Annotated in this window: 21 protein-coding genes and 1 tRNA gene; 11 read left to right on the forward strand and 11 right to left on the reverse strand. The window is 36.0% G+C overall.

The annotated features are described in order from the left end of the window. Positions 1 to 98 precede the first annotated feature (98 nt). Complete coding sequence (gene mnmD, locus GJU43_RS02275) at positions 99 to 764, forward strand: tRNA (5-methylaminomethyl-2-thiouridine)(34)-methyltransferase MnmD (protein WP_370455473.1); 666 nt, start codon at positions 99 to 101, stop codon at positions 762 to 764. Positions 765 to 928: 164 nt separating this feature from the next. Beyond that, complete coding sequence (locus GJU43_RS02280) at positions 929 to 1,126, forward strand: hypothetical protein (protein WP_017496117.1); 198 nt, start codon at positions 929 to 931, stop codon at positions 1,124 to 1,126. Between the two features lie 32 nt (positions 1,127 to 1,158). Here GJU43_RS02280 and GJU43_RS02285 read toward each other — a convergent pair whose 3' ends face one another. Continuing rightward, a complete protein-coding gene (locus tag GJU43_RS02285; protein WP_154339228.1) occupies positions 1,159 to 2,100 on the reverse strand; it encodes a LysR substrate-binding domain-containing protein in 942 nt (313 codons plus the stop codon). A 107-nt stretch (positions 2,101 to 2,207) separates the two neighbouring features. Between GJU43_RS02285 and GJU43_RS02290 the strand changes: the two genes are divergently transcribed. From GJU43_RS02290 to can, 4 genes are all read left to right on the forward strand, one after another. Next, positions 2,208 to 2,687, forward strand: a complete 480-nt coding sequence (locus GJU43_RS02290; protein WP_154339229.1) for a Dps family protein — start codon at positions 2,208 to 2,210, stop codon at positions 2,685 to 2,687. 132 nt (positions 2,688 to 2,819) lie between these two features. Beyond that, the gene (locus GJU43_RS02295) at positions 2,820 to 3,104 is read left to right on the forward strand and encodes a hypothetical protein (protein ID WP_154339230.1); all 285 of its coding nucleotides are present in this window, start codon (positions 2,820 to 2,822) and stop codon (positions 3,102 to 3,104) included. An 80-nt stretch (positions 3,105 to 3,184) separates the two neighbouring features. Further along, positions 3,185 to 4,843, forward strand: a complete 1,659-nt coding sequence (locus GJU43_RS02300) for a SulP family inorganic anion transporter (RefSeq protein WP_154339231.1) — start codon at positions 3,185 to 3,187, stop codon at positions 4,841 to 4,843. A 112-nt stretch (positions 4,844 to 4,955) separates the two neighbouring features. Then, complete coding sequence (gene can, locus GJU43_RS02305) at positions 4,956 to 5,591, forward strand: carbonate dehydratase (protein ID WP_154339232.1); 636 nt, start codon at positions 4,956 to 4,958, stop codon at positions 5,589 to 5,591. Positions 5,592 to 5,626: 35 nt separating this feature from the next. Here can and GJU43_RS02310 read toward each other — a convergent pair whose 3' ends face one another. Together GJU43_RS02310 and GJU43_RS02315 are read right to left on the reverse strand one after the other, a co-directional pair. Next, on the reverse strand, positions 5,627 to 6,829 hold the full coding sequence (locus GJU43_RS02310) for an LETM1-related biofilm-associated protein (RefSeq protein ID WP_154339233.1): 1,203 nt from the start codon (positions 6,827 to 6,829) through the stop codon (positions 5,627 to 5,629). A gap of 106 nt (positions 6,830 to 6,935) precedes the next feature. Further along, the gene (locus tag GJU43_RS02315; protein ID WP_154339234.1) at positions 6,936 to 7,463 is read right to left on the reverse strand and encodes a superoxide dismutase family protein; all 528 of its coding nucleotides are present in this window, start codon (positions 7,461 to 7,463) and stop codon (positions 6,936 to 6,938) included. 217 nt (positions 7,464 to 7,680) lie between these two features. On the opposite strand from GJU43_RS02315, the gene GJU43_RS02320 reads away from it, so the two are divergent. Further along, positions 7,681 to 8,118, forward strand: a complete 438-nt coding sequence (locus tag GJU43_RS02320) for an META domain-containing protein (RefSeq protein WP_154339235.1) — start codon at positions 7,681 to 7,683, stop codon at positions 8,116 to 8,118. 34 nt (positions 8,119 to 8,152) lie between these two features. Continuing rightward, complete coding sequence (locus GJU43_RS02325) at positions 8,153 to 8,674, forward strand: DUF4251 domain-containing protein (RefSeq protein WP_154339236.1); 522 nt, start codon at positions 8,153 to 8,155, stop codon at positions 8,672 to 8,674. 66 nt (positions 8,675 to 8,740) lie between these two features. On the opposite strand, the gene GJU43_RS02330 is transcribed toward GJU43_RS02325, so the two are convergent. The 7 genes from GJU43_RS02330 to GJU43_RS02360 form a co-directional block, all read right to left on the reverse strand. Continuing rightward, entirely contained in the window at positions 8,741 to 9,835 is a 1,095-nt protein-coding gene (locus GJU43_RS02330; RefSeq protein ID WP_154339237.1) for a glycoside hydrolase family 18 protein, read from the reverse strand. 249 nt (positions 9,836 to 10,084) lie between these two features. Beyond that, the gene (locus GJU43_RS02335; RefSeq protein WP_154339238.1) at positions 10,085 to 11,890 is read right to left on the reverse strand and encodes an acyl-CoA dehydrogenase family protein; all 1,806 of its coding nucleotides are present in this window, start codon (positions 11,888 to 11,890) and stop codon (positions 10,085 to 10,087) included. Positions 11,891 to 11,935: 45 nt separating this feature from the next. After that, entirely contained in the window at positions 11,936 to 12,286 is a 351-nt protein-coding gene (locus tag GJU43_RS02340; RefSeq protein ID WP_154339239.1) for a four helix bundle protein, read from the reverse strand. Positions 12,287 to 12,415: 129 nt separating this feature from the next. After that, a complete protein-coding gene (locus GJU43_RS02345) occupies positions 12,416 to 13,597 on the reverse strand; it encodes an acetyl-CoA C-acyltransferase (RefSeq protein ID WP_056193737.1) in 1,182 nt (393 codons plus the stop codon). A gap of 96 nt (positions 13,598 to 13,693) precedes the next feature. After that, the gene (locus tag GJU43_RS02350; protein WP_154339240.1) at positions 13,694 to 16,084 is read right to left on the reverse strand and encodes a 3-hydroxyacyl-CoA dehydrogenase/enoyl-CoA hydratase family protein; all 2,391 of its coding nucleotides are present in this window, start codon (positions 16,082 to 16,084) and stop codon (positions 13,694 to 13,696) included. Positions 16,085 to 16,139: 55 nt separating this feature from the next. After that, on the reverse strand, positions 16,140 to 16,625 hold the full coding sequence (locus GJU43_RS02355) for a MarR family winged helix-turn-helix transcriptional regulator (protein ID WP_154339241.1): 486 nt from the start codon (positions 16,623 to 16,625) through the stop codon (positions 16,140 to 16,142). Positions 16,626 to 16,872: 247 nt separating this feature from the next. Beyond that, a complete protein-coding gene (locus tag GJU43_RS02360) occupies positions 16,873 to 17,886 on the reverse strand; it encodes a YafY family protein (protein ID WP_154339242.1) in 1,014 nt (337 codons plus the stop codon). Positions 17,887 to 18,136: 250 nt separating this feature from the next. On the opposite strand from GJU43_RS02360, the gene GJU43_RS02365 reads away from it, so the two are divergent. Further along, on the forward strand, positions 18,137 to 22,534 hold the full coding sequence (locus GJU43_RS02365) for a PKD domain-containing protein (protein ID WP_154339243.1): 4,398 nt from the start codon (positions 18,137 to 18,139) through the stop codon (positions 22,532 to 22,534). Positions 22,535 to 22,551: 17 nt separating this feature from the next. Further along, entirely contained in the window at positions 22,552 to 23,553 is a 1,002-nt protein-coding gene (locus GJU43_RS02370) for a type IX secretion system membrane protein PorP/SprF (protein WP_154339244.1), read from the forward strand. 89 nt (positions 23,554 to 23,642) lie between these two features. Here GJU43_RS02370 and GJU43_RS02375 read toward each other — a convergent pair whose 3' ends face one another. Continuing rightward, positions 23,643 to 24,257 (reverse strand): hypothetical protein, encoded by a 615-nt coding sequence (locus tag GJU43_RS02375; protein WP_154339245.1) that lies wholly within the window; start codon positions 24,255 to 24,257, stop codon positions 23,643 to 23,645. Between the two features lie 194 nt (positions 24,258 to 24,451). On the opposite strand from GJU43_RS02375, the gene GJU43_RS02380 reads away from it, so the two are divergent. Beyond that, a tRNA-OTHER gene (locus GJU43_RS02380) sits at positions 24,452 to 24,569 on the forward strand. The last annotated feature ends 68 nt before the right edge of the window (positions 24,570 to 24,637 follow it).

The raw sequence follows: 24,637 nt of genomic DNA on the forward strand, positions 1-24,637 counted from the left end.
ACCATCGATTTTTAAGGCTTTACGCATTTGTTTTGACTAAATTTGACTCCTGAATTAACTTGAAAACCAGCAAAATCGCATCGTAAATTCTTAAAAAGGTGAAAAGAGAAATAATTAAAACGCTAGATGGCTCAACCACAATTCATTTGCAGGAATGGGATGAATGTTATCACTCTAAGCACGGGGCCATTCAGGAAGCAAAGCATGTATTTATTAAAAACGGACTTTCATTGTTTGAGAGCAATCCGGTTAGTATTCTGGAAATAGGTTTTGGTACCGGACTGAACGCTTTTATTACTTTCCTGGAAGGCGTTCAAAAACAGCAAAAAATAAATTATGTTGGAGTAGAGGCCTATCCGGTGGAAGCAAGGGAAGTTCTGGAAATGAATTATGTCGATGAATTAGATGCCATTGCCTTTAAAGATGTTTTTGCAAAAATGCATGAATGTGAATGGAATGAAAAAATCGATATTAGTACCGATTTTTCGTTAACCAAAAGGAAACAATTTTTTGATGAAATAAACGATTTAGAAATTTTTGATTTGATTTACTTTGACGCCTTCGGATACAGGGTGCAGCCCGAGCTTTGGAGCACGGAGATTTTTCAGAAAATGTACGATAGTTTGAAGCCTAATGGTGTTTTGGTAACTTACGCTGCCAGAGGAGTTGTTAAAAGAAGCATGATTGCTGTTGGATTTACGGTAGAAAAATTAGCAGGTCCACCGGGGAAAAGAGAAATGTTTCGGGCGTTTAAAAGGGTTTAGATGAGTTATTTGTAATTATTCTAAATTGATTTATATGTATTAAGAAAACGTATTCGTTGCTAAAGTTTTTAAAATAATAAGTTAAAATCAATGTTTGTATATCATATTTGTTTAAATTTGCTGCGAGTTTAAAAATATAGATAACCCCAAAATCTTATTTTATTATGTCAAAAATGATGTTTGATTACACGAAATCAATACTTGAGAGAGTTAGTTTCGATCCGATACTTTTCTGTAAAGAATTAGAGAAAGCTATCAAAACACTGTTACCTTACGAAATGGAACAATTGCAGGAATGGTTATTAAATTTCATTATTGAAAAACCAGAATTAAAACAAAGTTTACTACTAATTAAAGTATAAAAAAAGGAGCCAATTTGGCTCCTTTTTTATTTTTACTTTTTTTGTAGCGGACTGATGATTTGAACATTTTGAAAAACAATTGCTCCCTTTACAACTCCGGCGATTGTGGATCTTAACGCGTCAATGATTTGCATTTTTAATTCGCTTTTAGGGTAAATTAAACTTACCTCACGAGCAGGTTTTGGTTCCTTAAAGTTACGTAATTTCAGTTTATCGGAATCTTTTAAGTCTAAGGTGTGCAGGTACGGAAGTAACGTTGTACCAAGTCCTTCGTCTGCTAATTTTATAAGGGTTTCAAAACTTCCGCTTTGAATCTGAAAATTATTCTGGTCAATATCGGAACCATTTTTACATAAATTCAAAATCCCATCTCTAAAACAGTGTCCATCCTGTAAAAGCAGGATTTCATTCAGGTTTAAATCAGAAACTTCAATTTCTGTTTTCTCAAAAATGGCATGATGCTCCGGTATGTAGGCTACAAAAGGCTCAAAATACAAAACAATTTCCTTGATTTTTTCGTCTTCCAGCGGAGTTGCGGCGATAGCAGCATCCAAATGACCATTTTTTAATTTTGTAATGATTTCATCTGTGTTTAACTCTTCGATAAGGAGTTTTACTTTTGGATATTTCTTGATGAAATTATTTAAAAACATGGGTAAAAGCGTCGGCATAATGGTCGGAATAATTCCCAGACGAAATTCTCCGCCAATAAATCCTTTTTGCTGCTCTACGATATCTTTGATTCTGTCGGCTTCGTTTACAATATTTTTGGCCTGATTGACAATTTTCTGACCTATATCTGTCAGTTGAATCGGTTTTTTAGTCCTGTCGAAAATCAGGATGTTAAGTTCTTCTTCAATTTTCTGGATTTGCATACTTAACGTTGGCTGGGTTACAAAACATTTTTCCGCAGCAAGGGTAAAATTTTTATGTTCGGCAACAGCTAACACATATTGTAATTGAGTGATCGTCATATTGATAGTATTTTTTGATGCAAAAATAAGAAAATATAATTTTTATTGATATAAAATTTAAGGAACTTGCTTTAGTTTTGTAGTAAATTAGTGTAAAAAACAAGATTATGAAAACAAATATTTTAGGGTTACCCGTAAAAGAGTCAGAAATAGTAGTAAAGGAATTAAATATATTATTGTCCAATTTTCAGGTGTATTATCAAAACTTAAGAGGGATTCACTGGAACATCAGAGGAAAACGTTTCTTTGATCTTCATGTGAAATTTGAAGAATTATACACAGATGCACAACTAAAAATTGATATGATAGCCGAAAGAGTTTTGACTATAGGAGGAACACCGCTTCATACTTTTGAAGATTACATCAAAAATAACAAAATAGCGATTGGAAAAAACATCTCCAATGATGAAAAAGCGGTGCAGCTCATCGTTCATTCTTTATCTGATTTATTAAAGATCGAAAGAGAAATACTAAAGAAATCCGATGAAATTAATGATGAAGGAACAAATTCTATGATGAGTGATTTTATTGCCGAACAGGAAAAGACCATCTGGATGATGAATGCCTGGCTAGAAGAAACATTGTAAAATTCTCATTATAAAGGAACTAAAATCGGAATGATGAAATTTTGTCATTCTGATTTTTTATGAATGTTAAATTTGTATAAATTTTTTGCCATCCGGCTTTGATTTTATTTGTTTAACGCTATTTTTGCCACAATGAAATTAATTGCTCGCATACTGTTATTTATATTTATTGCTTTTTTATCGACCCCAACTATTGTGACGGTAATAAAAAAAAGCAGTAATACCACTATAGCCTTCAGTTTTTCTGAAGAGGAGCAAGCGCACAAAGAACTTAAAGCAGCTGTTTTTGCAGCTATATTTCAGCATGAATTGGTTATGCCAGTTTTTAATGAGTCTAAAATTATAGTATCAGGAAATATTGTAAAATTAGATAATATTTCTCCAAGCATTTTTGCTCCCCCTCCAAATTTGGCATAATACTTCCGATTATTTTAAATCAATTGTATTTATCGTAAATGCAATTGGCTCTTTAATGTATCAATTTTTAGTATTGTATTATGACAAAAAAAATTAATCTTTTTGCCAACCTTAAATCTGATTTTGCTTCAGGTTTAGTGGTTTTCCTGGTGGCTCTTCCGTTGTGTTTAGGTATTGCAATGGCTTCAGGAGCTCCTTTATTCTCCGGAATTATCGCAGGTGTTATTGGTGGTATAGTGGTAGGCTATTTAAGCCAGTCCCACATTAGTGTATCAGGACCGGCAGCCGGTCTGACAGCTATAGTCTTAACAGCTATTACTGATTTTGGCGCTTTCGATGTGTTTTTACTGTCTGTTTTTATTGCTGGATTAATTCAGTTAGCATTAGGGTTTTTAAAAGCCGGAAGTATTTCAAATTATTTTCCAACCAATGTTATCGAAGGAATGCTGGCGGGTATCGGAATCATTATTATTTTAAAGCAATTACCGCACGCTTTTGGTTACGATGCTGATTTTGAAGGTGATCAGGCTTTTATTCAAAACGACGGAAGTAATACTTTTTCTTTTCTGTTTGATCTTTTAAATCATATTCAGTTAGGCGCAGTAGTGATTTCCATTGTTTCATTGGTCATACTAATTTCGTGGGATAAGATTTCGTTCTTAAAGAACTTAAAATTAGTTCCGGGAGCACTTATTGCGGTTATTGCGGGAGTAGTTCTTAACGAGATTTTTGTTTCTTCGGGAAGCTCTCTGGCCATTGCCAAAGAACATTTGGTTTCTTTACCGGTTCCAAAATCTTTTGATGAATTTAAGTCTATCTTAATTCTGCCCAACTTTGGTGCGATAACGAATCCGCAGGTTTGGGTTGTGGGTGTTACCATTGCGATTGTAGCTTCTATCGAAACATTATTGTGTATTGAAGCTGCTGACAGAATGGATGTTCAGAAGCGTTATACCAATACCAATGTAGAACTTAGAGCTCAGGGAATTGGTAATATTTTAAGTTCACTTTTAGGTGGTTTACCAATGACTTCTGTTGTGGTGAGGTCTTCTGCAAATAACAATGCGGGAGCGAAATCTAAAATGTCTACAATTATTCATGGTTTACTTTTATTGATCAGTGTTTTGTCTATACCGGCAATTCTGAATAAAATTCCGTTGGCCACTTTAGCGACTGTGTTGATTTTGGTTGGCTATAAATTAGCAAAACCGGCAACATTCTTCCATTTCTGGGAAAAAGGAAAATACCAGTTCGTTCCCTTTATCGCTACTTTAGTATTTGTAGTCGCTACAGATTTACTGAAAGGTGTAGCTTTGGGAATTATCATCAGTATTATTTTTGTATTGAGAGGTAACCTGAAAAGAGCCTACAGTTTCAAAAAAGAAGAATATGAAGACGGAGATGTTATTCATATTGATTTAGCACAGGAAGTTTCCTTTTTGAATAAAGCGGCTATAAAATTGACTTTAAGTGAAATTCCTCAAAATTCTAAAGTAATCATCAATGCGCACGATACCGAGTATATTGCACATGATGTCTTAGATTTGATTCGTGAATTTAAGGAAACCCGTGCTGTTGATGAAAATATAAAAGTAAAACTGAAAGGATTTAAGAAAGCCTATCAGTTAGAAAACTCACCGGAAATCAATAACCATGTGTCAATTGAACATTATTATGATGTTGCCAAGAGAGCATTGGTTAAAAAAGAGGTGGTAAAAGAAGATTTTAAAACAAATTAAATCAATTAACTTATTTCTAAAGTAAAAGAAGTAGCATAAATCAGGTAACTTTACACTAAAGTTATTTCTGAGATGTTTATTCGTGGAAATACCGTTCAAAAAATAAAAAAGAATGAGAGAGTTTTATAATAAATTATTAGAAAACAATAAAGCGTGGGTTGAAAAGTCATTAGCATTAGACCCAAATTATTTTGCAGATTTAGCCAAAGGACAAACTCCGCCATTATTATGGATTGGATGTTCGGACAGCCGTGTTCCTGCAAATGAAATTATCGGTGCTAAGCCGGGTGAAGTTTTTGTACACAGAAACATAGCCAACATGGTCGTGCATTCTGATATGAATATGCTGAGTGTTTTAGATTATGCGGTAAACGTACTAAAAGTAAAACACGTTATTGTTTGCGGACATTATGGTTGCGGCGGTGTAAAAGCGGCTATGGGTAACCAGTCTGTTGGAATTATTGATAACTGGATTCGCCATATTAAAGACGAGTACCGTTTACACGATAAATATCTAAATTCAATTCAGGATGAAACGGACCGTTTTAATGCTTTTGTTGAAATTAATGCTAAAGAACAGGTGTACAACTTAGCAAAAACTTCGATTGTACAGGGCGCCTGGAAAAATGGTCAGGAACTAATGCTTCACGGCTGGGTTTACGGCTTAAATTCTGGTTTTGTAACCGATTTGAATGTAAATATCAGTTCGAATGAAGAACTTGACGAAGTTTACCAATTGGATCTTTAGAATATAAAAAAAATCGCCTCGAAGGGCGATTTTTTTTATTCGTTTTCGTCCAGATTTTCATTGAAGGCAGACGGTAATAAAGTGGGAATAAACTTTATTAAAATGGGAAGCAGTAAACTTCCGCCCGGGAGCAAAAATATGGTTAATGACGGAATCGTTTTGCAGATATCCAGCAATTGTTTTTTTACCTTTTTCTTTTCTTTGGCATCCAGATCTCTTGTCGTCGAATGTGCCAGCAGAATCATTAATTCCTTACTTTGAATAATTTCCTTCACTAATCGGTTTTTGTTTCTTACGATCAGTTTTACAACGGTGTGTGTCATCTGATCATAAAAATGTTTGACCGGATTGGAATAATTGAAATACGGAATTTTCTTTTTATGGGTAGTAATAAAAGTATTGGTTGTATCAATGCTCCTCGTTACAAAATCGTCTGAAACGCCCATCATCGATCCTAAGGAATACAGGAAATATGCTTCTTCGTTTTCAACAACGCCATCGCTCCAAAGGGCCATTCCCGCCATATCGATTAGGTAATACTGTTCGAGTTTATTACTGAAATATTCCAGTTGCAGGGTTTCCAGAGTATCAACGGTAACTTTTGAAAATTTTGAATAGCGTATAGAGGCTTCAAAGAGTTTAATAAGCAAATCATCGTGCTGTGATTTAACCGTTTTTGTTTTTAAGGCCAGCGCGACAATGCCGAGAACTGTTTCTTCAATTCGCTTTAAGTATTTTTCAGGAATTTCACCAAGCGCCAAATACTGCCTGAAAGCCAAAACATCTATAAATAATAAAGCGTTGGTTACCAGATGCGAAAAGTTTTTACTAATAATACTGTCATTAGTCTGTACTCTCTGATCGATTATGTTTTCTAAAGCTAAAGAAGGCGTGTCTTTCGGAAGCAAAATTTTGAACAGACTAAATCCTTCCGGACTCATTTCTTTGTAGAATTTTAAAACTTCAGCGATAAAATTGTTGGGTTCCGAGCTTCTTTTTTCTAAGCAAAAAACATTGTATAAGGTGTTTAAAAGGGCTACTTTCGAAATTTCAGTTTTAAACCAGCCTTTTATCGGAATAGGAATCTGGGAATCAATTGATATGATATGACCATAGATAAAGCCAGTTTCCCTGACTTTATAATAAAACGAATCTATAGTTTCAAAAGGTATTGCTTCTGAAAACTTTTGTTCGCTAAAAAATTTATCTATCCAGCCTGCTGCCGATGCGTTAATCATTAACTTTAGTTTGAGGATACAAAGCTATATCTTTTTCTTGTGTTAAGATTGGTTTTTAAATGAAATAACCACTAGATTTTGAGAAAAATAGTGGTTATGGTCTTTTTTATTTGATGATTCCGGCGCAGGCAACGCGGCCACCGGCATTTCCGGTAGGCTGTGTCGTAAAATCATCGGTTCCCTGATGCACGATTAAACCTTTTCCTAATACATCTTTTGTCGCGTCACCACAGCCAACACACCATTCGTCAGTGGTTAAAGTGATCGTTCCGTTTCCTTTTGCATCGGCGGTAAAGTTGCCTATATCACCTTTGTGATATTCAGCTGAACCCCATTTTCCGTGTTTTTTAAAAGTAGGATTCCAGTGTCCGCCTGCAGAACTTCCGTCTGCTGCAGTACAATCTGATTTTTCATGAATATGGATCGCGTGAAGTCCGGGCTGTAAACCTGCCACTTTTGCCACAAAAGTTACTTTTCCGTTTTTTTCCGTAAAAGTGGCAGTTCCGCTCACGGTACTATTGCTTTTTGGCTCTAAAGTGACCGTCAGGGTTTTGGCGTCATTTGATTTTGTACTGGTCTTACAGCCAATTATTAAGGCTGTAATTATAGCGATAGAAAGAATTACTTTTTTCATATTGGAGGCTTTTAAATTAAAGATTAAGTAAATTTAACATAAAAATACCGATTAACTTGGAGCCAAAAAGTTAAAAAAAAACTAAAACTATTCGTTGCATTTTAATGTTATTTTGGGAATGGTGCCCAAAAATATTGCTTAAATTCGTGTAAGGTTTTGATCAAAAATTTCCCTTTTCCCGTTTTTTAATTCATTAATATTTTAAATATTTAACGTTATGATAAAGAATGTTTTTATCCTTTTTGTCTTACATACAATTTTGATTTCGTGTAGTGCTTTCAAATGTAAAAAAACAGAAGCAGTTTCGAAACTTGAAGGAAATTGGGAGCTTAATTATATTACAGGTCCGAGAATTGCTTTTGATGGTTTGTACCCGAATAAAAAGCCAACTATAAATTTTAATACTAAGGAGAATCAGGTTTCAGGAAATAATAGCTGTAACTCTTTTACCGGAAAACTTATTGTAAACGGAAATAAACTTGATTTTAAAGCGCCAATGGCTACAACGAAAATGATGTGTATGGACAATGGGCAGGGCGATCGGGTTTTTATGGGGACACTGCAAAAAATAACTTCTTATGATGTAACCGATGACGGTAAAACATTAAACCTCATTTCAGGCGATATTGCGATGATGCGATTTTCAAAAAAATAAAAGTCATTTTATAAGACTGCTAAAAGTATAGGGTATGAAAACTAAATCATTTATTTTATTAGTATTATGTTGCTTTTTAAGTTTAGCCGTTAAGGCGCAGGAAAAATCTAAAAAAGAGCTTAGGGCAGAAAGAGAACTCCAAAAAAAGAAAGAAACCGAAAGCCTCCTTAATTCAAAAAATTTTGTTTTTTATGCTGAGAAAGCAAATCCGTTGGGATACAGAATGATCATTCTGGATTACAATACGTATACTATAAAAGTTACGGAAGAGAATGTGGTTTGTGATCTGCCGTTTTTTGGGCGTGGGTACAATGTTGCTTACGGATCTTCTGACGGAGGTATAAAGTTTGAAGGCAAGCCGGAGAATATTACGATAGAAAAAAAGAAAAAAAGTTATATCGTGAAAATGACCGTAAAAGGTAAAGATGATGTTTACAATCTTTTGTTTACTGTTTTTTCAGATGGTGGATCAAATGTCTCTGTTACCAGTAATAACAGGGCTTCAATTTCTTACGATGGTGAAATTAAGGCACCAAAAGTCAAAATCGAACAATAGGCTTTACATAAAATAAAACGGCAGCAATTTTAAAATTGCTGCCGTTTATTATTTCTTTTAATGAATCTATTTTGCAGTTTTAACTTCATAGATGGCATTGACCATTCCGTTTTGAGGACTGTCCAGAGTAAGTTCCCAAAACATTATTCCGCCCAGTTTTTTAGATTTTACGTATTCTGTTTTTGCTTTTATAGATTTCAGATCATCTGATGTAGCAAATGTTTTGGAAGCCGCATTATACCAATAAGGCGCTTTTGCCTTTTCATCCCAAAAAGATTTCCAGCCATTGGCTTCCGTGTAAGTTGAGGCGAAGTTTTTAAAGTTAACGCCCTCAATATGCTCTCCGGGCTGATATAAACCGTTGTTTACGTTTTCAACATTCTTCCATGTTCTGGAATAAAAAGCTCCGCCTATAATCAGTTTTTCAGCAGGAACGCCTTGTTTTAGCAAATAGGTAACTGCTCTGTCGGTAGATTCTTCGTTCGGATTGGTACTGTATAATGGGGTATGATGTCCGGTAACTTTAGAATAGCCATTCACCAGATCGTAACTCATGATGTTGATGCGATTTACCAATGGTACCACAGCTTTCCAGTCTATGGATTCGTCAAGATATTTTTGAAATCCTCCGGCCGCAAAACTCAGTTCGTATTTTTTACCTAAAGTAGAACGTAAAATTTTAATTAATTCGGTGAAATTAGGTTTGTCAGCAGCCTGAAACAGATGTCCCGGAAGTCCTTCAATGGCAGGATATTCCCAGTCTAAATCTAAACCGTCTACTTTAAAATAAGTGCTCACTTCTTTTACCGATTTTGCAAATTTCAATCTGCCTTCAGCTGTTGAAAAAGCACCAGAACAAGGCTCACAGCCTCCCCAGCCCCCAAGTGATAAAACAATTTTAAGTTGTGGATTTTTGGCTTTTAAAGAAACTAAATATTTAATGGTAGTAGAATCTTTAGGCGAATCAACACTTAGTTTACCGTCTTTTAAATGACAGAAACTAAAAATAATCTGGTCTAATTTGTTGACTTCGTATTCGTTAATCAATTTATCATCACCTGTATAGTAGGCGATGATATCCATTTTTTTATTTTTTTGCGCAAAAGTATTTGTGGTACACAAGCACAGAAAAAATAAGGCAATCACGTTAATCTGTTTCATTTTTAAGCTTTTAGTTTTTTGAAATGCTAAATATAAAACATTAGAATTGAAAATTCACTATCAGATATGTAACAGAAACGTGATTTTAATAAAGATTTGTGAAATGATCTCAAAGATAATGTAGAGGCGCACAGCAGCGCGTCTCTACAATATGGTGAAAAAATATGGTGAAAAAATGAAAAAATAAACCCGCACTGTTTCGGACAAGTGCGGGTTTAAACAAATTAAAAGCTAAAAACTATTTTTATATTAGAAGCAGTATTCGTTTTCTGCTACTAATTTAGAAGTAATAACCTCTCTTAAGGCTACCACATTTGGATTGTTTGTATATTTTGTAAAACGTTTTAATCCCATTAACATCATACGTTGCTCGTCACCTTCAGCAAAAGAAATAATTCCTTCTTTTCCTCTTGAGTTAACGATGTCTACCGCTTTATACAAGTATAATTTTGCCATTGCAATTTGCTCCTGTACTTTAGCTTCACCCTGATTTTTGGCTAATTTCTCCGTTCTAAGAATAGTACTTTCTGCCATGTATACTTCAATTAAGATATCAGAAGCAGCCATTAATAACTGTTGGTGAGAATCTAAATCCGGTCCGTATTTCTGAACGGCACTTCCTGCAACCATTAAGAAAACTTTTTTAAGGTTAGCGATGATTCCTTTTTCTTCAGCAAATAATTCAGAGAAATCAGGAGTGTCGAAAGATGGGATTCCCATTAATTCTTCAGAAACTTTCATAGCCGGGCCTAATAAATCAACATGACCTTTCATCGCCTTTTTGATCAGCATACCCACAGAAAGCATTCTGTTAATTTCGTTTGTTCCTTCGTAGATTCTGGCAATACGGGCATCTCTCCAGGCACTTTCCATCGGAGTGTCTTCAGAGAATCCCATTCCACCGAAAATCTGAATTCCTTCATCAGCACAAGACTGAACGTCTTCAGAAACAGCTACTTTCAAAATAGAACATTCGATAGCATATTCTTCAACACCTTTCAATTCCGCTTCCTGATGAGAAGTTCCCTCTGCTTCACGGGCAGCAATTCGGTCTTCAATATCTTTTGCAGCACGGTAAGAAGCACTTTCTCCGGCGTAGGCATTCGTTGCCATTTCAGCTAATTTAGAACGGATCGCTCCGAAAGATGAAATTGCAGTGTTAAACTGAATTCTTTCGTTAGCATATTTTACAGCGTTTGAAGTTACTCTGCGTTGTGCATCTAAACAGGCAGCTGCCAGTTTAATACGACCCACATTCAAAGCGTTCATGGCGATTTTGAAACCGTTTCCTCTTTCAGACAACATGTTTTCTACCGGTACTTTTGTATCGTTGAAGAAAACCTGACGCGTAGAAGAAGCACGGATTCCTAATTTATGCTCTTCTTCATTCATAGAAATTCCGTTAGACGGATCGTTTTCTACGATGAAACCTGTAATGTTTTTATCATCTCCGATACGGGCAAAAACGATGAATACGCTACAGAAACCTGCATTTGAAATCCACATTTTTTGTCCTGTAATTTTATAATGCGTTCCGTCTTCAGATAAAACCGCTTTAGTTTTTCCGGAGTTAGCATCAGATCCTGCGCCTGGCTCTGTTAAGCAATAAGCTCCAAACCATTCTCCTGAAGCTAATTTAGGAACGTATTTTTTCTTTTGTTCTTCCGATCCGTAAAGCGTAATTGGCATTGTTCCAATTCCGGTATGTGCACCAAAAGCAGTCGAGAAAGATCCTGTAGCACCTGAAATGTAATCGCAAACTAACATAGTAGAAACGAATCCCATTCCCAATCCGCCGTATTCTTCCGGAACGGCAACTCCTAAAAGTCCCAATTCACCTGCTTTACGCATAGAAGCTTCTGTATACGCATAATCTTTCTTCTCGAAACGATCTTTATGCGCCCATAATTCTTTGTCTACGAACTCTTTTACAGAGTCACGCATCATTAATTGCTCTTCTGAAAAATCTTCTGGTGTAAAGACATCTTCGCATTTTGTTTCTTTAACTAAAAACTGACCACCACGGGTTACGTTTTTTTCGATTGTATCTGCCATTTTGTTTTTGTTTAGATAAAGATGAAAGAGTCAGGAAGAAAGATTTTAATCTAACTTACTTATGAAACCTGTTGTCATCTTTTGAAATTCAATTATTTTGTTTTCTAATTCTTCTGTTTTTGTCTTGGATAGATAATCATTTTGAAAAGCTATCAGTAATTGTGTTTGTAATTCAAATGATGAACCTAAACTAATATTCAAATAATGCTGAAAGTGTTTATTTCCTCTGTTTGAACCTTCAGCAATATTAGAAGGCATGGAAACAGAACATCGGTTCATTTGATTTGTCAAACTATACGTTTCTGATTTTGGAAAAGTGGCAGTTAGTTTATAGATATCATTAGTAATGTCCATAGCTAAAATCCAAATTTTCAAATTCTTAAAATTGTGTCTCATTTTTTTTGAGGCAATATAAGAATTATGATTTTAAAAAGTAAGTTTTTTACTACTTTAAAAATGTGCTTTCAAAATGTATTCATTCCCATAATAAATCTTTGCTCTTGTTTCTTTCCTCTTAAAAACAATCTATAACACCTCGTAAATCCCGGCACTTCCCTGTCCAGTCCCCACACACATACTCACGATTCCGTATTTGTTACCTCTGCGTTTCATTTCGTCGAATAACTGAACCGAAAGCTTGGCTCCTGTACATCCCAGAGGGTGACCTAGAGCAATAGCACCACCGTTTACGTTTACGATATCCGGATTTAAACCTAACTCGCGAATTACAGCTAAAGACTGAGAAGCAAAAGCCTCGTTTAATTCCACTAAGTCAATATCTTTTAATTCTAAACCGGCTTGTTTCAAGGCTTTCGGAATTGCTTTTACCGGACCGATACCCATGATTCTTGGCTCAACACCGGAAGAAGCAAAGTTTACCAATCTTGCAATTGGCTCCAGATTTAATTCTTTCACCATATCCTCGCTCATAATCAAAACAAAAGCAGCACCGTCACTCATTTGAGAAGAGTTACCGGCAGTTACACTTCCGTCAGCAGCAAAAACTGGTTTTAGTCCTGCCAATGCAGCCACAGAAGTTCCGGCTCTTGGCCCTTCGTCTTGTTTTACTACGTATGATTTCGTTTCTTTTTTACCATTTTCGTTGATGAAAGTCTGATCAACAGTAATCGGAACGATTTGTTTGTCGAATTTCCCTTCAGCCTGAGCTTTTAAGGCTTTCATATGAGAGTTGTAAGCAAACTCATCCTGATCTTCTCTGGATATTTTGTATTGGTTCGCAACTGCTTCAGCGGTTAAACCCATTCCCCAATAGTAATCTTCGTGACCTGCAGCGGCAACTTTATAATCTGGAGTTGGTTTGTAACCTCCCATCGGAATAAAACTCATACTTTCTGCACCACCGGCAATGATACAATCCGCCATTCCTGACTGGATTTTAGCTGTTGCCATTCCGATCGTTTCTAGTCCGGATGCGCAATAGCGGTTAACAGTAACACCGGGAACATCTTCCACTTTTAATCCCATCAAAGAGATCAAACGTCCAACGTTAAGTCCTTGTTCTGCTTCCGGCATGGCATTTCCTACCATCACGTCATCGATACGTTTTTTGTCAAAATCAGGCAGTTCGTCCATCATAAACTGAATGGTTTCTGCAGCTAATTCATCAGGTCTTTTAAATCTAAAAACCCCTTTTGGTGCTTTTCCTACCGCTGTACGATAAGCTTTTACTATATATGCTGTTTTCATTTGTTTTGTTTTTTTAAGATTTATAGAAGCAAGAGCCAAGAGAAAAGACAAAACTTTGTTTTGAAATCTTGCTTCTTGCATCTTTCTTCTACTTTTCTAATTACGAAGTGGTTTTCCTTTAGTTAACATATATTGGATACGTTCCAGAGTTTTTCTTTCAGTACATAAACTCAGGAAAGCTTCACGTTCGATATCTAATAAATATTGTTCGGATACTAAAGTGGCTTCAGATAAATCACCACCGGCCATTACGTAAGCCAGTTTATTGGCGATTTTTTTATCGTGCTCAGAAATGTATTTTCCGGCTTCCATCTGGTCTGTTCCAACTAAGAACATTCCTAAAGCTTGTTTACCTAAAACTTTAACATCCGTTCTTCTGATTGGCTGTGTATAACCTGCTTCTGCCATTAACAAGGCATGTTTTTTAGCTTCAGCAATCTGACGGTCTTTGTTTACGACGATCACATCTTTACCATGTTGAAGAAGTCCGGTATCAAAAGCTTCGTAACCTGAAGTCGATACTTTTGCCATTGCGATAGTCAAGAAATACTCCTGAAGAACGTTTAATTCCACATCGTTTTTACGGAAAAGATCTGACGCTCTTAAAGCCATTTCTTTAGATCCGCCACCACCAGGAAGTACACCAACACCGAATTCAACTAATCCCATGTAAGTTTCTGCTGCAGCGACTACTTTATCAGCGTGTAAGCTCATTTCGCATCCACCACCAAAAGTCATTCCGTGAGGCGCTACTACAACCGGAATTCCGGAGTAACGAACGCGCATCATTGTGTCCTGGAACAATTTGATCGCCATGTTCAATTCATCATATTCCTGCTCAACGGCCATCATGAAAATCATTCCGATATTGGCTCCCACAGAGAAATTCGCTGCCTGGTTTCCAATAACCAGACCTTGATATTCTTTTTCAGATAGATCGATTGCTTTATTGATAGCCTGAAGTACGTCGCCACCAATGGTATTCATTTTGGACTGGAATTCTAAGTTCAAAATTCCGTCTCCTAAGTCCTGGATGATTGCACCACTGTTGCTCCAGACTTTTTTGCTTTCGCGAATGTTGTTCAGGATAATAAAGGAGTCTTGTCCCGGAACCTTTGTTTGAGATTTTGTAGGGATATTGTAGAAATAAGAAGCTCCTTCTTTTACAGAATAGAAACTTTCGCTTCCTGAAGCTAACATTTCCGTAACCCATGCAGCCGGTTCTAAACCTTCTGCTTTCATGATTTCGATTCCATTGGCAACACCAATAGCATCCCAAATTTCGAAAGGACCATTTTCCCATCCGAAACCGGCTTTCATTGCATCATCAATTTTATATAATTCGTCTGAGATTTCAGGAATTCTGTTGGATACATATGCAAACATTCCGGCGAAACTCTTACGGTAAAATTCTCCTGCTTTGTCTTTTCCTTTCACTAAAACTTTAAAACGATTGATTGGTTTATCGATAGTTTTTGTCAGTTCAAGTGTAGCAAAACTTGCTTTTTTAGCCGGACGGTATTCTAACGTATCTAAGTCTAAAGAAAGAATATCTTTATCTACTTTTTTGTAGAAACCTTGTCCCGTTTTGCTTCCCAACCAATTGTTTTCCATCATTTTTGTGATGAAATCAGGAAGTTTAAACAATTCGTGTTGTTCATCATTCGGGCAGTTTTCATAAATACCGTTAGCAACGTGCACCAAAGTATCTAAACCAACCACGTCAACGGTACGGAAAGTAGCCGATTTTGGACGACCAATTACCGGACCAGTCAATTTATCCACTTCTTCAATTGTTAATCCCATTTCTTTTACCAAATGGAACAAACTCTGAATTCCGTAAATACCAATTCTGTTTCCGATAAACGCCGGAGTGTCTTTGGCCACAACCGAAGTTTTGCCTAAAAATTTAGAGCCGTATTCGTTTAGGAAATCCAGTACTTCAGTAGAAGTTTTTGGACCAGGAATAATTTCAAATAATTTTAAGTAACGCGCAGGGTTAAAAAAGTGAGTTCCGCAGAAGTGTTGTTGAAAATCTTCGCTTCTTCCTTCGCTCATAAAGTGAATCGGAATACCAGAAGTGTTAGAAGTAACCAAAGTTCCAGGTGTACGGAATTTCTCGATTTGTTCGAATACTAATTTCTTAATATCCAAACGTTCCACCACAACTTCAATAATCCAGTCTACATTGGCAATTTTTGCCATGTCGTCCGTTGTATTTCCAGTAGTAATTCTGTTAGCGAATTTCTGACTGTAAATAGGAGAGGGTTTTGATTTCAATGAATTCGCTAAGTGTTCGTTTACCACACGGTTGCGAACCACTTTACTTTCAAGTGTTAATCCTTTTTTAGCTTCAGCTTCTGTCAACTCGCGGGGTACGATGTCAAGCAGTAAAACTTCAACACCAATATTGGCAAAATGGCAAGCTATTCCTGAACCCATAATTCCGGATCCGATTACAGCGACTTTTTTAATTGTGCGTTTCATAATTTGTTACTATTTGTTTTTTTGTATGGAATCTGATATGTTTTAGAAAATAAGGTTAGTCATTTTCCGGTTTTTCTGTTTGCTTCGCCAGTTCGCTGGCGCTCGTGTGATTGAATATGTTTTTGTCCTGAATCAATTCATTGATGATTTCCGAAACCTCAATAAAATGCTTTAGTTTTTCGTCAGAAACATGTTTTCGAACCGTTTCATTAAATTTCAGCACTGTATTTTTAGATAAATCTCTTTTTTCTTTTCCAAATTCGGTCAGGTAGATCAAAACACCGCGTCCGTCACTGGGGTTCTTTTTGCGGACAATCAGACCTTTATCTTCCATTGATTTTAAGGTTCTGGTTAAGCTCGTGGCTTCCATTCCCATTCTTGGGCCTAAAGCCGTAGATGGAGTTCCGTCTTCTTTGTCTATACTCAAAAGGGCAAATCCTGTTGCCATGGTGGCATCGTATTTTGCAGCTTCCTCGTTATACATTCTTGATACAGCCTGCCAGGTAGCTCTTAAAATATAATCTATTGTTTTGTCTTTCATAAGTAACTATATCGATTTCAAATATAATCAAAAAATACTATGCATGCATATTATTTTTTAATAAATTTTTGGTTAATGAAAAAATGTCTCTGAAACAGAGTGGTTTAGGGTTAGTTTTTGAATTGAAATATACTATTCTTTTTTGAGATTTTAACAAATTTGATAGTGTAAAAATTGTTTTATGGTTTTAAATACTCTTTTAATTCCGCATTTTATAAAAAAATGTGATTTTAATGCGAAATAAATTTTACTCTTTATATTTTTCCAGCGCCTTCTGAAGATTTTTTTTCATCCGGTTTCGCAGGTTTTCGGGCTTTAGTACTTCGATGCCACAGCCAAATCCCAATAACAGACGTTCCATTTCATAATTCGGAATAACGAGTAAATGCACTATAATGGTACCGTCATCATTTTGCCTGATCAGTCTTTGTGTCGGATGCAGGGGTTTTGTCAATACGTACGGAGCGTTTATTTCATCAATCCAGAGTTCGATTTTTCTGGGCTGCAAACCCGAATTTACCGTTACGCCAATTACATTTTTATAATACAGATCAGCATCAAAATCTTCTTCTAAGTATGGTAAATTAAAATCGTAATCAATGGCAATAATCCGGTCCAAAGCCAGATTGGTAATGGGCTGGGAACCTTTTTTCTTTCCAATTAAAAACCATCGGTTATTGAATTCCTTCAGAATAAACGGATGAAAATGAAACTTGTTTTCATCTCTTGACTTAAACGATTTATACGTAATGACAAGTGCGACTTTTTTGATAATCGCCTGATACACTTCATCTAAATAATGTAACCCTTTCAGATTTTCGTTTTTATCCAGATAGATCACGGGTTTGGTATGCGACTTTTCCGAATAGATTTTATCTTCCAGACGCTGCAGGATATCAGAGACATCATTAAACAAAGAGAAATCCTTAAACTGTTTCAGCATCGAAACGGTTTCAGTTAAAACATTCATGTCGGTTTCCGTCAGCGGAATATCGGTGATCGTAAAATCGTCGTCTTCATATTTATAGAACTTCTTGTCATACACGACGATAGGGGCGTTGTAGCCCAGTTTTTCACTCCGCATCAATTGAATATCCATCTGGATCGTTCGTTTGCTGATGGAGTTCTCGCGGCCTTCATATTCAAACAAAGCTTCCGAACAACATTCGATTAAATCTTCGAGAGTCCATTGCCGGTATTTATTCTGAAGGCATTTGTCGATAGTTTTATATCGGATCAGGGCATTTTTATTTTGTGACATAGTATTCTTCTAATTGTAGTATCAATTTGGAGTTTTAGGTTTTATCTGTCTAAATATTGCTGTGTGAATAATTTTTTTTTAATAAATATAACTTTCATTTGAAAGCTTCAGTTCTAAAAATACACTTTTTATTGTACTGCGCAAAACAGTTGCGTATTTGCTGTTCAATTTCTTTTTAAAACGAGTAGTTGTACTATTTTTTTGTTAAAAAAAAACGTATACTTTTACGCCTCAAAATAAAATCTTTTCTATGAGGAAACTCTACTCATTACCACTTTATATTCTCTTAATACTTAGTACATCCGTTTATAGTTTTAGTAAAATCGAAGAAGATAAGCTGGCTGATAAAACCGAAGTAAATCTTATTGTACCACCAACTGTTGACTTTAATTTTAGCAATGGCGGGGCTTGTTCCGGAACTCCGGTTACATTTAATCCCGTTATTACCGGTGTTGGTCCTTTTAAATATGTATGGAATTTTGGAGATGGAACTCCAAATGCTACAAACAGCAAGCCGAACCATAGTTTTACAGCGTTAGGTTGTGGTTCTCAAAATTTTTCGGTAACACTTACCGTGACCGATGCAAATGGAGGAGTAAATTCAGTTACAAAAACTGTGAGTGTATTACAGAAACCGGATTTAAAGTTTGTAGACCAAAATAATCCGGGATCAAACAAACCTTTTGAAAGATGTGGTGATAATAACTCAAATCCTAAATATACGATTACTGTTGTAAATAATTCCAGTTCAGCGGGTTGTATTACTGCTTATAGTGTAGATTGGGGAGATGGAAATTCAGAAGCAAATGTTACTTTTCCTAAATCGCATCAATACCAAAAATTGGGTTCTTTTAATATGGTGATAACCGCAAACGGAACTAACACCTGCAGTAATTCAATTACTTATGTGGTTAAAAACTCCAATAATCCAATTGGTGCACTTATTGCTCCCGGGAATACAACGAATTTATGTGTGCCTGTCGCTCCAATGGATTTTGCTATTGGCTCATGGGGGTTAAATCCTTCAGATACCAATTATCAGGTTGATTACGGAGATGGTACTTATCAAAGTTATACGCAGGCCCAATTAGAAAGTTCTGTATATTATAATAAATTAAATCCGCAGGCTTCTCAAAATTTTCCAATTCCCCATAAATATACAAGATCCAATTGCGATACAAATGGTAGTACAGTCAATTTAACGATAACTACCTCCTGTGGCAGCACCTATCTTAATGCCGGACCTATTATTATTTTAGATGTGCCGGTGATAAGTTATTATGTACCCACTGTAGCATGTGTTAATTACGCAGTATCTTTCAATAATTCAACTTATGCAGGGTATACTAATGGTTGCAGCACTCTTAATGTTTATACGTGGGATTTTGGTGACGGAACAACATCCAGAGATGTTAATCCTTATCACGTATATACAAAACCGGGTAAATATGCAGTTACACTGAGTGCTACAACACCATGTGGAGTTGGAATAACACCACCACCACACTATATCTGTGTAGAGCCAATATTACAGCCCGACTTTACTTTTGGTAATGCTTGTGCTTCAAATAATCTTCAAATGACTAATACTACTGACACAAGTTTAAGCTGTGGTAAGGAAAATTACAATTGGGAGGTATCCTATTATTCCGAAGGATTCTGCGGTAAAGAAACATCACCAGGGAGAGGACAATGGAATTATGCAAATGGAACTAATTATTCTTCTAAAAATCCGGTTTTTAATTTTGTGACACCGGGTACTTATTATGTAAGGTTAACGGCATGGAATTCGTGTGGAATAACTCCAAGATATATTGAAAAAGCAATACAAGTAAAAAAGCCCCCCGTTATAACATTAGATCCAATTTCAGATTTTTGTAAATCGGCAACAATACTGCCTGTCGGGAAAGTAGAACAAACTTGTTCTCCAGCCAGTGAGATAAGTTATTTGTGGACTTTTCCGGGAGGAACTCCCTCATCATCTACGTCTCTTAATCCGGGCCCGATAAACTATACCACTAGTGGGGATTACGAAGCCATTTTTAAAGTTACCAATAGTTGTGGAGCTACCGAAGTAAGAAGGAAGTTTTCAGTAAATACAGTTCTTTCACCTATTATAACACCAAAAACGTTACAAATTTGTAGTGGTTCTTCTTTTCAGGTTACACCTGTTACGAATGGCATAGACAATGTGCCTGCAGGAACAACTTATGTATGGTCTACACCAGTAGTTTCTCCTCCTGGTGCTGTAAGTGGCGCCAATGCGCAGCTAAGTCCCGTAACGACAATTAGTCAGTATTTAACAAATGAGACTAATAAGCCTGCCACAGTAACTTATAAAATATCGCCTATATCGAAAGTTTGTCCGGGACCTGATTTTACAATTACAGTTACGGTAGACCCTTTAATAAAAGTGGTTGAAACGATAAAAACGGTTACCTGTTTTGGTTTAAGCGACGGAGCAATAACAATAACAGCTGCCGGAGGAATTCCGTTCCCGACGGGAAATCCATATACATTTTCATGGACAGGACCTGATAATTTTACGAGTTCAGATCAAAATCTTACTAATTTAAAAACAGGAAGTTATACTTTAACGGTTACTGATAATGGCAAATGTCCGTTTATAAAAAGCTATTATGTAAATGGACCGGGTAAATTTGAAATTATACAGGAATCTAAAACTGATATAAGTTGTTTTGGTTTTAATAATGGAAATATTAATGTTACCGTAACCGGAGGAACAGTGCCCTATAAATATGAATGGTTGAAAGATGGAGTTGCATATCCGGTTAATGCTGGTAATCTTAGCAATTTGGCCCCAGGTGTTTACGATGTAACCATTACAGAAGTAAACAGCTGCGATATTCTAAAGAGAAGCTACACCATTATTGAGCCTCCGGTACTGGAGGTAAGTTTTGTAAGTCAGGTCAACATCTTGTGTTATGGATATTCTACAGGAGAAATTAATGTAAAAACAAGCGGCGGAAGATTTACAGAAACTTCTCCGGGCGTTTTCAATTACGCATACAGATGGACGGGACCAAACGGATATACAAGTTCAGTTCAAAATCCAAGGGATTTATTTGCCGGAACTTATGACTTAACCGTTACGGATGATTCCGGTTGTACCGATAATTTACAAGTTGTTTTACTTCAAAACGATGAGATAAAATTAAATTATACCAAAACCGAAATAGAATGTTACAATTATGCCAATGCATCAATTACTATAAATAGTATTACAGGCGGAGTTCCGTTTGCAACCGGAGATCCATATACTATAAAATGGAGTAATTTAGGGACAGGAATGGTGCAAAATAATTTATCTGCGGGAACTTATGTAATCACTATTACAGATTCCGAAGGTTGTCCAAAAGAATTTCCTATATTGATAGATAATGCACCTGTTTTTACCATAAATCCGGATGTCAGACAAATATCTTGTTTTGGTGAGAAAGATGCTCATATCCGTTTAAATCTTGTAGGTGGTAAAGTACCGGTTAAACTCGTTTGGGATGATGATGCAACAGCAGGAATCGAAAGAAATAATATTGGTCCGGGAAAATATTCAGTAACAATTACTGATGCCAAAAATTGCGAAATACATGAAACTTTTACTATTGTAGAGCCTTTGTTGCTGGAGATAAGAGCAGAAGTATCTAATCCGTTGGATTGCGTTAAAGCCGATACGGGTCAGATCAATTTGGTTGTAACAGGTGGTATCCAGCCGTATACATACAGTTGGTCTAACGGACAAAAAACCGAAGATTTAGAAAATCTTGTACCCGGAAATTATACTGTTGTTGTGACAGATGCCAATGGCTGTAAGCAGTCAGAGACCTGGAAAATTATCCGATTTGACCAACTTACGCCAACAGTAGAAATTATAACCGACTTTAATTGCGATACTAAATACGTCAAACAAACTTTTGTCGGCCACGTAAAAGGAGGAATTCCCCCGTATACGTTAAGCTGGTCAGATGGCGTTGTTACCGGAGCGAACAACGAAATTATGAATACTGAAAATGACGGTTTAATAATCTTTAGCGTTATAGATAGTTTTGGCTGTAAAGCAGACTATGCGCTTAATGTAGAAACTCCCGTTTTAGGTCAGGCCAATTTCACAAATGGTTCTTATGCTAAAGACATGTTTGGTTTATATTCGATTTATGATCCCGTAAAATTTACAAATTTAGCGACAGGAGATTTTACTTTAGTTTCCTGGGATTTTGGAGACGGTAATTTTTCAGATGAAGAAAACCCCGAGCATATTTATACCCGCGTAGGAACCTATACAATAAAACAAACGGTAACCTATCCTTTTGGATGCCAATACAGTTATAGTGCTACAATAAAAGTAGAAAAAGGATATAGCATTATCATACCAAATGCGTTTACACCAAATAATGATGGATTTAACGACACTTTTGCACCGGTATTTTTAGGATTGTCAGACATTACACTGGATATTTTCGATACTTGGGGAGCAGTTGTATATTCAGAAACCGGGACAAATATTAGAGGATGGAATGGAAAGGTAAAAGATTTAGAAGCCGAAAATGGTAACTATTATTACAGAATTACCTTAAAAACCTTTTACAACCATACGGTGATAGAAAAAGGCGCATTTACATTAATTAAATAAAGCAACAACGATTTACAATGAAATTAAAACTATTTTTTATACTTATAACATGTTGCTTTTTTTCGCAGGCAAGAGCGCAGGATCCTGTTTTTACACAATATTTTTTAATTCCTGAAACTTTAAATCCGGGATTCTCCGGGTTTATGGAAACTACTTATGCAGGTATTATTCACCGTGAACAATGGCCGGATCTTGATTTAAGAATAGATACCGATTATGCTTTCGTAAATACATGGAGCGAAGACATAAACAGTGGGTTTGGAATCAGTTTTTTGAACCAAAGAGAAAACATATCAAACTATAATTTTTCTGAAATCAATGCTAATTACGCTTACAAAGTCCGACTAAATGATTATTGGGATTTTAGGCCGGGGATTGAAGTGGGTTACGGAATGAAATCGTTTGCATTTCAGAATTTATTACTGGAAGATCAGATCAATATAGGAACCGGCGTAATAAACCCAAGCTCGATGGATCCTATCTTACTAAATAGAAAAGTCAACTTTTTTGATGTTTCGGCGGGAATGGTTTTCAATACAGATGAAGTTTGGATTGGTCTGTCAATGAAACATCTAAACAAACCAAACATTGCATTCAGCTCAGAAGGAAATGTACCTCTAAATACTTTTTTCTCTTTAAGTGCCGGTTATGAATTTCTAATTGCAGATTATATAGATGCAGTTTTGTTACCGTACGAAACCAAGTTTTTTGTGACTTCAAATTACATGCAGCAAGGCCGTTATAACCGATTTGATTTGGGAGCTTCTATATTATTCGAAAAAATATTTTTTGGAGCCACAGCGGTTACAAATCCTGCAAAAAATGGTGCGAACGGTAATCTGCTGACATCTGTAAACTTATTTACCGGATTGCAATATGAAAATTTGCGACTAGGATTATCATACGATTTAAACACCACCAAAATTGGTAAAACGGGAGGGATTTATGAACTTTCGTTAACATATCAATTCGACTTACGAAAAAAATGTTTCGGTTGCCCGAATTATTCCGGGAAATAAATTAACGCACAAAGCAATTTTTATTGAGGTCTTACTATACCACAAACCCGACAGGTTTTTAAAACCTGTCGGGTTTAACAACGGTACATTTACGTTAATAACAAAATTTCTTTTTCAATATTCTTTCTGGCTTTCTCTTCATACAATTTCCGGAATTCATCAGTCTGAAAGATAAAGTCATTCTCCAGAAAATGTTTCAAAGCCTTCGCGCGTCCGGGCTTGTATAGAAAATCAGGATAAATGCGGTATTCTTTTCTGATTTGCTCAAAGTAAATTTGATAGTCATCCCAATCCCGGGCAAGAATTTTCAGATCAAAATCGATTAACCAGTTGATATCTTCAATTGTATTGTGTGCATGGAGCTGTGTGGCGTAAATAGCATCAAAAACGAATTGTTTGTCAAATGAAATATTTTCAGGTAAAACAGACAAAGCAAATTCGGCACTTTTGAGTTCATTATCTTTTCTACTGCTCTTATAAATATAATCGTGATAAAAAACAGCAAATAATACTTCGTTAGGAAATTGAAGCTGATCCACATACGTTTCAAAACATTCAACCATATCATTTATATGAGTAAGGTTGTGATAATGCCTTGACTTTCCGGAATATGCTTTTTCTAAATCAGACCAGTTTCGCTGGATTTCTTTTTCTTGAAAACCAATATTGGTGAGCAATTCCGTAAACTTTAGCTTTAGATTCATTTCCTTTTTTACTCAAATATAGAATTCTTTTTTTACTGCGCAAAATAACTGCGTACTACTTCTGAAATCTTTGCTCAGGAAATAAAACAAGTTCATTGAAATAAAAAATTGCGTTAACAGGGTCAAGTTTGAGTTACTTCGAAAAACTTTCCACGTACACACTTACACCATTACCGGTTAACACAATTTAGAATGAGGCAGTAGCTCAGCGGTTAGAGCAGGTAGTTTTGAAATTATCCTCAAAAGGTCAATTAAAACTTACTTCGTACACTTTTAATGTCCGGGTCGTGGGTTCGAATCCCATCTGCTTCACTATTACGGGTCAATTAAAACTTACTTCAGAAATCGGTATTTCCGGTTCGAGTCCGGCGAGTTTTTAA

It is taken from the genome of Flavobacterium sp. LC2016-23 (assembly GCF_009674775.1).
In the GTDB taxonomy this organism is placed as follows: domain Bacteria; phylum Bacteroidota; class Bacteroidia; order Flavobacteriales; family Flavobacteriaceae; genus Flavobacterium.